General features: G+C 67.7%; 14 protein-coding genes and 1 pseudogene. 3 read left to right on the top strand and 12 right to left on the bottom strand.

Annotated elements, in window-relative coordinates; genetic code table 11:
* Positions 1-23: 23 nt before the first annotated feature.
* The 8 genes from BST40_RS19120 to BST40_RS19080 form a co-directional block, all read right to left on the bottom strand.
* Positions 24-1,412: a DUF6779 domain-containing protein gene (locus tag BST40_RS19120; RefSeq protein WP_083155129.1), complete on the bottom strand. Its 1,389-nt coding sequence runs from the start codon at positions 1,410-1,412 to the stop codon at positions 24-26.
* Positions 1,413-1,521: 109 nt separating this feature from the next.
* On the bottom strand, positions 1,522-1,998 hold the full coding sequence (locus BST40_RS19115) for a DUF3180 domain-containing protein (RefSeq protein WP_075549057.1): 477 nt from the start codon (positions 1,996-1,998) through the stop codon (positions 1,522-1,524).
* Positions 1,998-2,525 carry a 2-amino-4-hydroxy-6-hydroxymethyldihydropteridine diphosphokinase gene (gene folK / locus BST40_RS19110; protein ID WP_075549058.1) on the bottom strand — a complete coding sequence of 176 codons (528 nt, stop codon included), beginning with the start codon at positions 2,523-2,525 and terminating at the stop codon, positions 1,998-2,000. Before folK ends, BST40_RS19115 begins: the two co-directional genes overlap by 1 nt.
* Complete coding sequence (gene folB / locus BST40_RS19105) at positions 2,522-2,923, bottom strand: dihydroneopterin aldolase (protein ID WP_075549059.1); 402 nt, start codon at positions 2,921-2,923, stop codon at positions 2,522-2,524. Before folB ends, folK begins: the two co-directional genes overlap by 4 nt.
* On the bottom strand, positions 2,916-3,758 hold the full coding sequence (gene folP / locus BST40_RS19100; protein WP_082275604.1) for a dihydropteroate synthase: 843 nt from the start codon (positions 3,756-3,758) through the stop codon (positions 2,916-2,918). The genes folB and folP overlap by 8 nt, the downstream gene beginning before the upstream one ends.
* Entirely contained in the window at positions 3,755-4,363 is a 609-nt protein-coding gene (gene folE / locus BST40_RS19095; RefSeq protein ID WP_075549061.1) for a GTP cyclohydrolase I FolE, read from the bottom strand. Before folE ends, folP begins: the two co-directional genes overlap by 4 nt.
* Before the next feature lie 17 nt (positions 4,364-4,380).
* Positions 4,381-6,624: an ATP-dependent zinc metalloprotease FtsH gene (gene ftsH, locus BST40_RS19090; RefSeq protein WP_075549062.1), complete on the bottom strand. Its 2,244-nt coding sequence runs from the start codon at positions 6,622-6,624 to the stop codon at positions 4,381-4,383.
* 287 nt (positions 6,625-6,911) lie between these two features.
* Positions 6,912-7,325, bottom strand: a complete 414-nt coding sequence (locus BST40_RS19080) for a VOC family protein (protein WP_075549069.1) — start codon at positions 7,323-7,325, stop codon at positions 6,912-6,914.
* Between the two features lie 185 nt (positions 7,326-7,510).
* Here BST40_RS19080 and BST40_RS19075 point away from each other — a divergent pair, with 185 nt between their 5' ends.
* From BST40_RS19075 to BST40_RS19065, 3 genes are read left to right on the top strand one after another with little or no spacing between them, the layout of a single operon-like run.
* A complete protein-coding gene (locus tag BST40_RS19075) occupies positions 7,511-8,476 on the top strand; it encodes an alpha/beta fold hydrolase (protein ID WP_083155126.1) in 966 nt (321 codons plus the stop codon).
* A complete protein-coding gene (locus BST40_RS19070; RefSeq protein WP_075549070.1) occupies positions 8,473-9,663 on the top strand; it encodes an LLM class flavin-dependent oxidoreductase in 1,191 nt (396 codons plus the stop codon). Before BST40_RS19075 ends, BST40_RS19070 begins: the two co-directional genes overlap by 4 nt.
* A complete protein-coding gene (locus BST40_RS19065; protein WP_083155124.1) occupies positions 9,663-10,682 on the top strand; it encodes a zinc-binding dehydrogenase in 1,020 nt (339 codons plus the stop codon). Before BST40_RS19070 ends, BST40_RS19065 begins: the two co-directional genes overlap by 1 nt.
* A 1-nt stretch (position 10,683) precedes the next feature.
* On the opposite strand, the gene BST40_RS19060 is transcribed toward BST40_RS19065, so the two are convergent.
* The 4 genes and pseudogenes from BST40_RS19060 to BST40_RS29550 form a co-directional block, all read right to left on the bottom strand.
* Positions 10,684-10,968, bottom strand: coding sequence for a WXG100 family type VII secretion target (locus BST40_RS19060; protein ID WP_083155123.1), 285 nt, complete (start codon positions 10,966-10,968; stop codon positions 10,684-10,686).
* Positions 10,969-10,996: 28 nt separating this feature from the next.
* Positions 10,997-11,293 carry a WXG100 family type VII secretion target gene (locus BST40_RS19055; RefSeq protein ID WP_075549066.1) on the bottom strand — a complete coding sequence of 99 codons (297 nt, stop codon included), beginning with the start codon at positions 11,291-11,293 and terminating at the stop codon, positions 10,997-10,999.
* 73 nt (positions 11,294-11,366) lie between these two features.
* Positions 11,367-12,539 carry a PPE family protein gene (locus BST40_RS32595; protein ID WP_083155121.1) on the bottom strand — a complete coding sequence of 391 codons (1,173 nt, stop codon included), beginning with the start codon at positions 12,537-12,539 and terminating at the stop codon, positions 11,367-11,369.
* 46 nt (positions 12,540-12,585) lie between these two features.
* A pseudogene (locus BST40_RS29550) lies at positions 12,586-12,871 on the bottom strand (hypothetical protein); the annotation flags it as partial.

Raw genomic sequence — 12,871 nt, 5'->3', positions numbered from 1 at the left:
ACGGTCACTAAAACTGTAGTCGATCAGCCGCTGCGGCGGCGACGCCGGCCACCACCGGACGGCTGGACCTGCAGCCGGGCCAGCAGGTCCGCGACCGACTGACCACCGGTTTGCGCGTCGGAGCCATGTGCTCCCGCCGCGGGCTCCGGCTCCGGGCTGCGATGGCGGGCAGCCGGTTCCGGAGGCGGCGGCGCGGCCAGGCGGGGCGGCGGCGGCGCAGTGGGCCGCGCAGCGGCCGGCGGAGGCGGAGCGGTCGAGGGAGGCGGAGCGGGAGGCGGCGCGGCAACCGGACCTGGGCCTTCCGCCCTGCGGGCCGATCCCAGGCTCCCCACGCCATGGTCGCGGTACTCCGTCGAATGGCGAGATCGTGACCGGCGACCACCGTAATCTCCGGGCACCTCGACGTGGCCCGGGCTGATGTCCCCCTGATCTTCCTCCGGTCTGGTATGCCGGTAACGCCGCCGGCGGCCCGACGACTGGGCAGGCGGCGCGGCGGCGGGTTCCCCGGACGCCCAGTGACTGCCGGGCGCCCCGGGCGGTATCCAGTGTCCATCGGCGGCGACGGGTTCCCATGACGGTGCCGATTGTGGCTCCGGTCGTGGCTCCGGTTGCGGCGGCGGGGGCGGTGGCCGATGACGAGGCTCATACCGCGGACCGGGCGGGGCCGGCGCGGTTTCGTAGGGCAGCCCGACCCGCTCGGCGGAGTGTTTCGTTCCTGCGGGCTCGGCGGGCGGCGGCAATGGTCCCGCTGGAGGAGCATCCCGGTCGTCGTATGGGGGCATTCCCACCTCGGGCACGTCGATGATCGCTTCCTCGGCACGGTTGACCGCTTCACCCGGGCGAACCACCGCGACCCGGTCGATGGATACCCAGTCGGCGGACGGGCCCCGCCCATTCTGGACCCGATCGGCCACCGCACGTGAGCGGCGCGTCTCTGTTGCCCCCGTCTTGTCCATGGGCTCCAGCGCCGGACGGTGTTCGAAGTCCGTGTCGAACAAGATCTCCAGACTGGTCCGCAACGCGGTCAGTTCCGCTCGTAGCGCGGCCACCTCGTCGGCGGCCGCACCGCGCAGTTCGGCGGCCAGCTCGCGGCGCAGGTGCGACTCGACCGTCAGCTCGTACTCGCGGCGAGCCGAGATTTCGCGATCCAACTGCAAGTCGTAAACCAGCTTCAGATCGCGTGCCCGTGCCTGCTCCGCATCGGCTTGCCGGCGGTACAGCACCGACACGAAAGCACCGGCGACGGCAGCCCACAGCGCCAGGATTACCGCGAGCTTGAGCAGTTCTACGCGGTTGGTGAAAACCAGTGCCGAACTGGCCGCAATCGCGAGGACCAGCAACGTCGTCAAGAGCACCCAACCCGGTCTGCGGCCGCCGCGCCGGACCCGGGCGCCGCGGGACAGAACGGTCATGGCCTGACTGTACCCGGGCAGCGCCGTCCGCGTGTCGCGCCGGTCCGGCGATTCTTCAGCCGATTCGACGGGCCGCCAGCAACGTCGGCGAGCGATGCCTGGCAACCGGTTAGGTTTCGGCCCCCTCGCCGCCCTCGGTGGGATCCTGCGGAGACTTGCAGCAGTGTTGCAGCCACAGCGCGGCAACCACCAACGCCAGCGCGCTGCCGGCGGCCACGACGGTTCCGGTGGTGTCTTCGACGGCAACCCGCTGCCATGACCGCCGCGGCAATAGGTACACCAGCACCCCAATCCACCAGCCGAGCACCAGGGCGCCCACCCACGCCGATGCCTTGGCGACCATCAGACTGCGGGCCACGGCGAGCGGGTGCAGTCGGCCGGGCCCGTCGCCGATCTCGCCGTCACCGATCTTGGTCCGGATGTAGCGAGCCCACAACGCCTCGGCGATCGCGACGCCGAGCAGCGACAGCCCGGTCCACACCGTGATCCGCGGAAACCACCGGAACAACACCATGACCAGCAGATAACCGCCCACCGCAGCCGCGATCACCGCGGCCATCAGATCGCGTTTGCGGGTGGGGCCCATCAGTTTCCCAAGGTCAGGGCCGTCAACCGGACACCCGCCCGATCGGCGGGCTGAAGTTCAGCCAGCAGCTCGGCGACGGGTCGCGGACCGTCCGGCAGCGGCACTTCGGCCGCCGGATCGACGTCCAGCCACGGAATCATCACGAAGGCCCGCAGGTGTGCCAGTGGGTGCGGTAGCCGCAGATCGCTGTCGTCGGAGAGCACGTCCACTCGGCCGGACGGGGTGATCTCGGCGCAGGTGACCAGGTCGACGTCCAGCGTTCGCGGACCCCAGCGCTCGTCGCGCATCCGGCCCGCGGCCCGCTCGAACTCGTGAGCCCGGCACAGCCACGCGTGGCAGTCACGATCCGGGTCGTCGGCAATCAGCACCGCGTTGAGAAACGGATCCTGCTCGATGCCGCCCCACGGGTCGGTCTCGTACACCCGGGACGCCGCGACAAACGCATCACCGAGCCCGTCGACGACCGACCGAAGATGCGCGAGGCGGTCACCGAGGTTCGAGCCGATCGACAGCACTACCCGCGTCATACCGCCCCGCCCGCAGGGACCACCGATCCGCGGCCGCCACGCCGCGACCGCCGGGTCACCACCGCTATGTCGGCGAACGGCAGCGGGATGGGGGCCTGCGGCTTGTGCACCACCACCTCGACGGCGTGCACGCGCTGGTCTTCCATCACCTCGTCGGCGATCTCGGCGCCGACCGTTTCGATGAGGTTGCGCGGCGTCCCGCCGACAATATCGCTGGCTCGCTGCGCCAGCCCGATGTAGTCGTAGGTGTCGGCCAAATCGTCGCTGCGGGCCGCGTCGACCAGATCGATCCACATGGTGATGTCGACGACGAAGCGCTGCCCGGCCACCCGCTCGTGGTCGTAGACCCCGTGTTTGCCGTGAACAATCAAGCCGCGCAGCTCAATTCGGTCAGCCATCGCGCTCGGTCCCTTCAACTCGCTGCCATGCTTCGACCACCTTGAGGGCGTCGACCGTTGCCCGCACGTCGTGTACCCGCACGCCCCAAGCCCCGTGCAGGGCAGCCAGCGCCGAAATCACCGCCGTGGCCGTCTCGCGCCCGGCAGGCGGGCGGGTGGTGCCGTCGGGCCCGGCGAGCAAGCTACCGATGAAACGCTTGCGCGAGGCACCCAGCAAAACGGGAAACCCGGTGGCGACCAACTCCGGCAGGGCCCGAAGAAGTGCCCAATTGTGTTGTCCCGTCTTGGCGAAACCGAGGCCCGGATCGATCACCAGCTTCGCCGGGTTGACGCCGGCGGCTACCGCGTCGTCAACGGCTGCCATCAGTTCGCCGCGCACTTGCGCCACCACGTCGCCGTAGTCGGGCACCTGGTGCGGGTTGGCCGCCGACACCGGCCGCCAGTGCATCAGCACCCACGTCACCCCGGCTTCGGCCACCAACGGCGCCATCGCCGGATCGGCCCGGCCGCCGGACACGTCGTTGACCAGTTGCGCGCCGCTTTCCAGCGCCGAGCGCGCGACGGCGGCGTGCATGGTGTCGATGCTGACCGTAACTCCCTGTGCAGCAAGCTCTTTCACCACCGGTAGCACTCGGGCCGTCTCGACACCCGGGTCGACGCGGGCAGCGCCGGGCCGAGTGGACTCGCCGCCGACGTCGACGATGTGGGCGCCGTCGGCAACCAGCGCCAGACCGTGCTCCACGGCGCCGGCGGCATCGAGGTAACGCCCGCCGTCCGAGAACGAGTCGTCGGTGACGTTGACGACACCCATGACCTGCACAGGCGCCGGGGTCACTTACGCAGGATGAGATCGAGCGCTTCGGCTCGAGAAGCGGCATTGGTTTTGAACAGACCACGCACCGCTGAGGTCGTCGTGACGGCACCGGGCTTGCGGACCCCGCGCATCGCCATGCACAGATGTTCGGCCTCGACGACGACGATGACGCCCCGGGGTTCCAGCTTCTTCACCAGCGCGTCGGCGATCTGGCTGGTCAGCCGCTCCTGCACCTGCGGCCGCTTGGCATACAGGTCTACCAGCCGGGCGATTTTGGACAACCCGGTCACCCGGCCGTCCTCACCCGGGATATAGCCGACGTGGGCCACACCGTGAAACGACACCAGATGGTGTTCGCACGTGGAGTACATCGGTATCTGCTTGACCAGCACCAGCTCGTCGTGGTCTTCGTCGAACATGGCGTTGAGCACCGCGTCGGGGTCGGTGTAGAGCCCGGCGAAGATCTCCTTGTAGGCGCGGGCGACGCGTGCCGGAGTGTCCCGCAAACCGCCCCGGTCCGGGTCCTCGCCGATGGCGCACAGCAATTCACGAACGGCGGCCTCGGCGCGCGGCTGGTCGAACGCCCGCGGGAGGGACGACGTGGGGCGAGAATCCAGCTGCGTCATGGCAATCCTCCGTTTCGTCAGCCGTGCGCCGACGGATTGGACCGGCTGACGTCCTTATTCTGCTGGTCGGAAGGCTCATCGGGGTCCGGTTCGGATTTTTCCGGCAGACGATAACCCGGCGCCGGCTGCGGCCGGCCGGGCGACGACGGTGGTGGTGGCCATCCCGGAGCGTGCCAGTCCGCCGGTGCACCGTAGTCGGGCTGGTAGGCCGATCTGTCCTCCCGGTCCAATCCGTTGCCGCCGCCGGCGGCTGACTGGGCACCCTGTGCTGCTTCGGCCGCGCGGGTAGCCCGCGCGATCGCTTGCTTGAACGCCGGCTCTTTCAGCGGCGGTGGCCACGGCTCGCCGCGTTCCATGGCGAGCTCGCCGGGTGTCTTGATGGGCGGCTTGTCCGAGGGAATCCGGCCGCCGAAGTCGTCGAACACGGTGAGCCGGGGCCGCTTTTCGACGTTGGCGAAGATCGCCTCCAGCTCCGGCCGGTGCAGGGTTTCCTTTTCCAACAGCTCACCCGCCAGCGTGTCGAGCACGTCGCGGTATTCGGTGAGGATCTCCCACGCCTCGGTGTGCGCCGCCTCAATGAGCTTGCGCACTTCTTCGTCGATTTCGCGGGCAACCTCGTGCGAGTAGTCGGACTGCGTGCCCATCGAGCGGCCCAGGAACGGGTCGCCGTGCTCGGTGCCGTATTTCACCGCCCCGAGGCGGGCGCTCATGCCGTACTCGGTGACCATCGCGCGGGCCACCTTGGTCGCCTGCTCGATGTCGGACACCGCGCCGGTGGTCGGCTCGCGAAACACCAATTCCTCCGCAGCACGCCCACCCATCGCGAACACCAGCTGCGCGATCATCTCGGAGCGGGTCCTCAGGCCCTTGTCCTCCTCGGGCACCGCCACCGCGTGGCCGCCGGTGCGGCCGCGGGCCAGGATCGTCACCTTGTAGACGGGGTCGATGTCGGGCATCGCCCAGGCCGCCAGGGTGTGGCCGCCCTCATGATAGGCGGTGATCTTTTTCTCGTGCTCGCTGATGATCCGCCCTTTGCGGCGTGGGCCGCCGATCACCCGGTCCACCGCCTCCTCCAAGGCGGGACCGGTGATGACGGTGCCGTTCTCCCGAGCGGTCAGCAGCGCCGCCTCGTTGATGACGTTGGCCAGGTCGGCGCCGGTCATGCCGACGGTCCGCTTGGCCAGCCCGTCGAGGTCGGCGTCCGGGCCGATCGGCTTGCCCTTGGAATGCACTTGCAGCACCGCGCGGCGACCCGCCAGGTCCGGGTTGGTCACCGGGATCTGCCGGTCGAATCGGCCGGGCCGCAGCAGCGCCGGGTCCAGGATGTCGGGCCGGTTGGTGGCCGCGATCAGAATGACGCCGGCACGCGGGTCGAAGCCATCCATCTCGACCAGGAGCTGGTTGAGCGTCTGCTCGCGCTCGTCATGGCCGCCGCCCAGGCCGGCACCGCGCTGGCGGCCCACCGCGTCGATCTCGTCGACGAAGATGATGCAGGGGTTGTTCTGCTTGGCCTGGTCGAATAGGTCCCGGACGCGCGAGGCGCCGACACCGACGAACATCTCGACGAAGTCGGACCCGGAGATGGTGAAGAATGGCACGCCTGCCTCGCCTGCGACCGCCCGGGCCAGCAGCGTCTTGCCGGTGCCCGGTGGGCCGTAGAGCAGCACACCCCTGGGGATCTTGGCGCCCAGCGCCTGGTAGCGGCCGGGGTTCTGCAGGAAATCCTTGATCTCGTAGAGCTCCTCGACGGCTTCGTCGACACCGGCAACGTCGGCGAACGTCGTCTTGGGCATGTCCTTGTTGAGCATCTTGGCCCGGGACTTGCCGAAACCGAAGCCCATCCGCGCGCCGCCCTGCATGCGGGAGAACATCACGAACAGCCCCACCAGCAGCAGCAGGGGAAGCACGTAGACCAGCAGCTCGCCCAGGATGCTGCCCTGGTTGACGACGGTGCTGACCTTGGCGTTTTTCGCGGTCAGCGCGTTGAACAGGTCGACGGCGTAGCCGGTGGGGTACTTGGTGATGACCTTGTCGGATCCGTCGGTGTCGTTGTTGCCCTTCTTCAGGGTCAGCCGCAGCTGCTGCTCGCGGTCATCAATCTGCGCGCTCTTGACGTTGTCGCTGTTGATCTGAGCCACCGCCACCGAGGTGTCGACGGGCTTGTAACCGCGGGTGTCGTCACTGAAATAGAAGAACGACCAGCCCAGCAGCACCACGACGGCGATCGCCGTGACGGTGCGGATCACGTTTTTTCGATTCATCAATCATCGGCCGTGCCGGCCAGGTCCTTCCGGATTCACGCAGCTGGAAATGTCAAGGTTACCGTCCCGTGGCGATCGCAAGCCCAGCTCGACGGGTCTAGCCGGGCTAGCGGGTCGCCACAGCCCTGCTGCGTCAACGACCGGCGGTTCCCGCCAGGGTTCCCGAGCATCGCAACCGCCGCGGGGATATTGGTCACATCAGCGCCCGCGGTTGGCTGGTCACGGTCTTCCAGCGTGACGTGGCCCACAGATCGCGCGACCGGGGCGCTCGGCCATCGGGTGGGCAGTTACTCGTAGTAGCGCGCCTCGATCACATTGCCGTCCGGATCGGCGAAGTAGTAGCCCTGCGGCGCCCAGCCGCGAGCGCCGAAGCTGAGGTTCAGCCGCGCGCCGGTGTCGATGCCCGCTGCCTGCAGACGTTCGTCGAGGGCGTCGTACTCGGTCTTCGACATGGCGAGACAGACGTGGTTGACCGGATGGCCCGCGCTGCCGGCGACCCTGGTCATCGACTCGGTAGCCGCGGCACTTCGCACGGGGATGAGGTCGATGATGGAGTCCTCGCACACCCGCACACTCGGGAACGGCGCAGTTCCGCCTTCGAACTCGTCGAACCGTACCGGCGTAAGCCCGACCACCCTGGAGTAGAAGTCCATTGCCGCCCGCACGTCTTTTGTCCATAGCACTATGTGGTCCAGCCGCATCAGCCGATGATGCGCGGCGCCGGTCACGATATCCAGTCCGCGCTTCCACCTGACCGACCGACCGTTGCACCCAGCGTGAAACTGCTGCCAAATTCAAGCCGAATTTTCGCAGCGGTTTCACGCTCGGCGGAGCCCTACCCAGATGGGGCCTTCCCGCTCCGGTGCCGTTGTGATTTGGTGAGACGGTGGCTCTATCAACCGAACGGTTAGTCGATACCAATGGTGTACAGCTGCGGGTGGTCGAGGCCGGAGATCGCGGCGCACCCGTGGTGATACTGGCCCACGGCTTTCCCGAGCTGGCCTACTCCTGGCGGCACCAGATTCCCGCACTGGCCGCCGCCGGCTACCACGTGCTGGCTCCGGATCAACGCGGCTATGGGGGTTCGTCGCGTCCGGAGGCGATCGAGGCCTACGACATTCACCAGTTGACGGCCGACCTGGTGGGTTTGCTTGACGACGTGGGCGCGGAGCGCGCGGTCTGGGTGGGTCACGACTGGGGTGCCGTGGTGGTGTGGAATGCGCCGCTGTTGCACCCCGACCGGGTCGCGGGAGTCGCCGCATTGAGCGTTCCACCGCTGCCCCGCGCTCAGGTGCCGCCCACCGAAGCGTTTCGCAAGACGTTCGGAGAGAACTTCTTCTACATCCTCTATTTCCAGCAGCCGGGTGTGGCCGATGCTGAGCTCGATGGTGACCCGGCCCGCACGATGCGCCGAATGATCGGCGGTTTGCGACCACCGGGCGACCAGAGTTCGGCACTGCGCATGCTGGCGCCCGGACCTGAGGGCTTTATCGACCGGCTGCCGGAGCCGGAAGGGCTGCCGGACTGGATCAGTCAGGACGAACTGGACCACTACATCAGCGGATTCGCTCACACCGGTTTTACCGGCGGGCTCAACTGGTATCGCAATTTCGACCGCAACTGGGAGACAACGGCCGAACTCGCTGACGCCAAAATCTCGGTGCCGTCACTATTTATTGCTGGGACCGCGGACCCGGTGCTGTCCTTCACCCGTACCGACCGCGCTTCGGAGGTGATCAGCGGCCCCTACCGCGAGGTGCTGATCGACGGCGCCGGGCACTGGTTGCAGCAGGAGCGGCCCGACGACGTGAACGCGATACTACTCGAGTTCCTCAACGGGGTGCAGTGGTGACGGGTGCGCCGCTTCGCTTCGGCGTCTTCATCACACCGTTTCACCCGACCGGCCAATCCCCCACGGCGGCACTGGAATACGACATGGACCGGGTGGTCGCGCTGGACCGCCTGGGCTTCGACGAGGCCTGGTTCGGCGAACATCACTCCGGCGGCTACGAGCTGATCGCCTGCCCGGAGGTCTTCATCGCGGCCGCGGCCGAGCGGACCAAACACATCCGGCTGGGCACCGGAGTGGTCTCGCTGCCCTACCACCATCCGCTGATGGTGGCCGACCGCTGGGTGCTGCTGGATCACCTGACCCGTGGCCGGGTCATGTTCGGCACGGGCCCCGGCGCGCTGCCGTCGGACGCCTACATGATGGGCATCGATCCCATCGACCAGCGCCGGATGATGCAGGAGTCTCTGGAGGCGATTCTCGCCTTGTTCCGTGCCGCGCCGGACGAACGTATCGACCGCCATTCCGACTGGTTCACCCTGCGCGAGGCGCAACTACATATCCGGCCGTACACCTGGCCGTACCCTGAGATCTCAACGGCGGCAATGATTTCGCCGTCCGGGCCAAGGCTGGCCGGAGCGCTGGGCACGTCGCTGCTGTCGCTGTCGATGTCGGTGCCCGGCGGGTATGCCGCACTGGAGAACACCTGGGGAGTGGTGTGCGAGCAGGCCGCCAAAGTCGGACGGGACGAGCCCGATCGTCGCGACTGGCGAGTGCTTTCCATCATGCATTTGGCCGACACCCGGGACCAGGCTCTCGACGACTGTATCTACGGGTTGCCCGATTTCTCGAAGTACTTTGGCGCGGCGGGGTTTGTCCCGCTATCCAACGCGGTCGAGGGCACGCAATCCACCCGGGAATTCGTCGAAGAGTATGCCGCCAAGGGGAATTGCTGCATCGGCACACCTGAGGACGCTATCGCCCACATCGAGGACCTGCTGGACCGCTCGGGCGGCTTCGGAACGCTGCTGTTGCTCGGCCACGACTGGGCGGCGCCACAGGCGACTTTTCACTCCTATGACCTGTTCGCCCGCAAAGTGATCCCCTATTTCAAGGGTCAGCTCGAAGCGCCCCGCGCGTCGCACGAGTGGGCCAAGGGCAAGCGTGAGGACTTGATCGGCCGGGCGGGCCAGGCGGTCGTCAAGGCCATCAACGAGCACGTGGCCGAGCACCAAGGCGGTGAAAGCTGATGCGCGCCTCGGTGTTACGAAATGGGCGCATGGTGTACCGGGACGACGTGCCCGACCCGGCGCCCGGCCCGGGCCAGGTACTGGTCAAGGTGCTGACATGCGGTATCTGCGGTTCTGACCTGCATTTCGCCGCGCACGGCGAGGAAATGCTGGCGCTCACCGATCAGATGTCGCGCGGCACCGGCGGACCCAACGTCGATCTGAACCGTGACGTCTTCATGGGTCACGAATTCAGCGCCGAGATACTCGAAGCGGGACCCGATACCGAAACCCAGCCACCCGGAACGTTGGTCACGTCGATTCCGGTGTTGCTGTCGGCCAAGGGTTTCGAGCCGATCATCTACAGCAACGACACAATCGGCGGCTATGCCGAACGGATGCTGCTCTCGGCACCGCTGCTGCTGCCCGTTCCGAATGGCCTCGATCCCAAACATGCCGCCCTCGCCGAACCCATGGCGGTGGGATTGCACGCCGTCAACAAGTCGGGCATTGCCCCCGGCGAGGCGGCCCTGGTGCTTGGTTGCGGTCCGATCGGTATGTCCATCATCGCAGCACTTCGGTTGCGCGGCGTTGAAACCATTGTGGCAGCTGACTTTTCGTCGAAGCGACGGGAACTGGCGACGACGATGGGAGCGCATCGGACGGTAAACCCGGCACAGGGCTCGCCATTTGACACCGTCAAGGCTGCAGTGGTTTTCGAGGCGATCGGCGTGCCGGGGATCATCGATGAGGTGTTGCGACGGGCGCGGCCGGGCACGCGGCTGGTCGTGGCCGGAGTGTGCATGCAGACCGACACCATGCATCCGTTCTTCGCGATTGCCAAAGAGATCAACGTGCAGTTCGTGCTCGCCTACGGCCCGGATGAATTCGCCGAGTCACTGCGTGCGATCGCCGAGGGCGATATCGACGTCAGCCCGCTGATCACCGGGGAGGTCGGCCTGGACGGGGTCGGTACGGCCTTCGACGACCTCACCGACCCCGAGCGGCACTGCAAGATTCTGGTCACGCCCCAGGCTTAGCTTAGGCCCAGCTGGAGCCGACCGCACCGTCGGTGTTGGCCATATTGGCCCCGGCGGCTTGCACATTGGCGCCATGAGCATTGGCTTGCTCGTAAATGACCTGGAAGTTGCGGCCCAATTGGGTGACGAACTCCTGGCAGGCCGCCGACCCGGCGCCGCCCCAGAAGTCCCCGGCGGCAAGGACGTCACGAACGATGGCCTGGTGCTCGGCTTCCAATGAGGCGGCTTGTGCGCGAATGGTGGCGCCGTGGGCGTCGACATCGCCGAACCGATAGCTGATTGTCATGTCGGTGTTCTCCTGTCGTGGAATCGGCTCAGCTGCCGAGGATCTGCTGGGACGCTTGCTCTTGCTGCTCGTAGTTGCCGGCGTCGCGGACCAGTCCGTCGCGCACCCCGTGCAGCATGGTGACGATGTTGCGGAAGGCCTGATGCATCTGGCCCATGGTGTCGTAAGAGCTCGCCTCTGCCGTACCGGCCCAGCCCGCACCAGAGATGTTCTGCGCGGACGCCCACATCCTGCGGGCCTCGTCTTCCACGGTCTGGGCGTGCACCTCGAAACGGCCCGCCATGTCCCGCATCGCGTGCGGGTCGGTCATAAAACGTGCGGTCATGTTGAATGCCTCCTTGAAGAATCGTCGAATCTGATGTCGATCACCGGTAACTCGAGAGCGTCGCCCCCTCTCCTCAGCCGACCACGCTGCGCGGCAACACGGCCAGGGCCGGCATGGCTACGCCGAACTCTCGCGTCTGCATGAACCGCACCGTTTCCGCGGGGATGCCCCGGGTCATCATTGGCGCCGCCGTACCGGCACCGGTGATCGGCGTGGCCGCAGCCGCCGGAGCGGCCGCAGCTTCGGGCGCGGACGCGGCCCAGCTCGGCGGCACCGACAGACTTCCGACCGAACCGGCCTGACCCATACCGGCCGTCAACGGCACCATGGTCCGACCCGGGGCCAGCATCTCCGGCACGCGAGTCGGGGGCAGCGCCGGCATCTCGGGCACCCGCATGGGTGCGGTGGGAATGGGCGTCGCCGGTCGAGGGACCGGGGCCGGGGTGTGCATCGGCCTCGCCGGAGACGGGCTGGGTGCTGCCGGTTGTTGCAGCCCGCCAGTTCCGGGTGCGCCCATGCCGGCGCCCTGGCCAGCCTGGCCGAAGGTGCCGCCCAAGAGGCCCACAAGTTGGCTAATGCCGGTTTGGAAGCTGCTACGCAGCGATGACGGAATCGTCGCCAGCGTGTTGGCCGCTTGACCGGCCAGGCCCTGGATGGCGCCTTGCAGGTTGGTGACGGCGACCTCGCCGGCCGCGACCGCACTGCCGACCAGGCCGGCCACATTGGTCGTGGCAGGCGCCACCGCCATCGGGGTCAGCATGGCCGCCGCTGATGCCGCGCCGGCGTAGGCATACATTGCGGCGGCGTCTTGAGCCCACATCTCGGCGTAGTGCGCCTCCGTGGCCATGATCGCCGGCGTATTGATGCCCAGGAAATTCGTCGCGACCAGCGACGCGAGCAACGCCCGGTTAGCCGCAATCACCGGCGGTGGCACGGTGGCCGCAAACGCAGCCTCGTGCGCGGCCGCGGCCACGGTCGCCTGCGTTCCCGCCTGCTCGGCCTGCACGGCGGTGGAGTGCATCCAGCCCACATACGGTGCGGCGGCGGCGGCCATGGCCGCCGAGGACGGGCCCTGCCATCCCGCGTCGGCAAGTTCGGCAATCACCGAGCCGTAGCCCGTCGCGGCGGAGCGCAACTCGGCAGCCAGGCCATCCCAGGCCGCCGCCGCGGCCAGCATCGACGCCGACCCTGGTCCTGCATACATCAGCCCCGAGTTGATTTCCGGGGGTAAGGCACCGAAATCCATTGCTAATCCCTCCTTTTGAGTGGTTATCGGCTGTACGACGGCTGCGCTAGTGAGTCCCGGCATAGCTACCGCGCCCGTAGGACGCCGAGTGACGGTCGTAACCGCCATAGGGGTCATAGCCGCCATAGCCGCCATGGCCCCCGCCATAGCCGCCGCCATGGGTGGTCGAGTGACGGTCGTAGCCGCCATAGGCGCCATAGCCCTCGCGATACGGCGTTGTGCTGGCAGGCTCGGCGGGCGTCGGGCGAGTGGGCATCCGATCGGGCGTCGGGCGAGTGGGCATCCGATCGGGCGTCGGGTGGGCAGGCATCCGATCGGGCGCCGGGCGGGGC

The organism is Mycobacterium persicum, from assembly GCF_002086675.1.
In the GTDB taxonomy this organism is placed as follows: Bacteria; Actinomycetota; Actinomycetes; order Mycobacteriales; family Mycobacteriaceae; genus Mycobacterium; species Mycobacterium persicum.
Note: the sequence above shows the minus strand (reverse complement) of the source record. Positions and strands in the feature narration are given on the sequence as shown.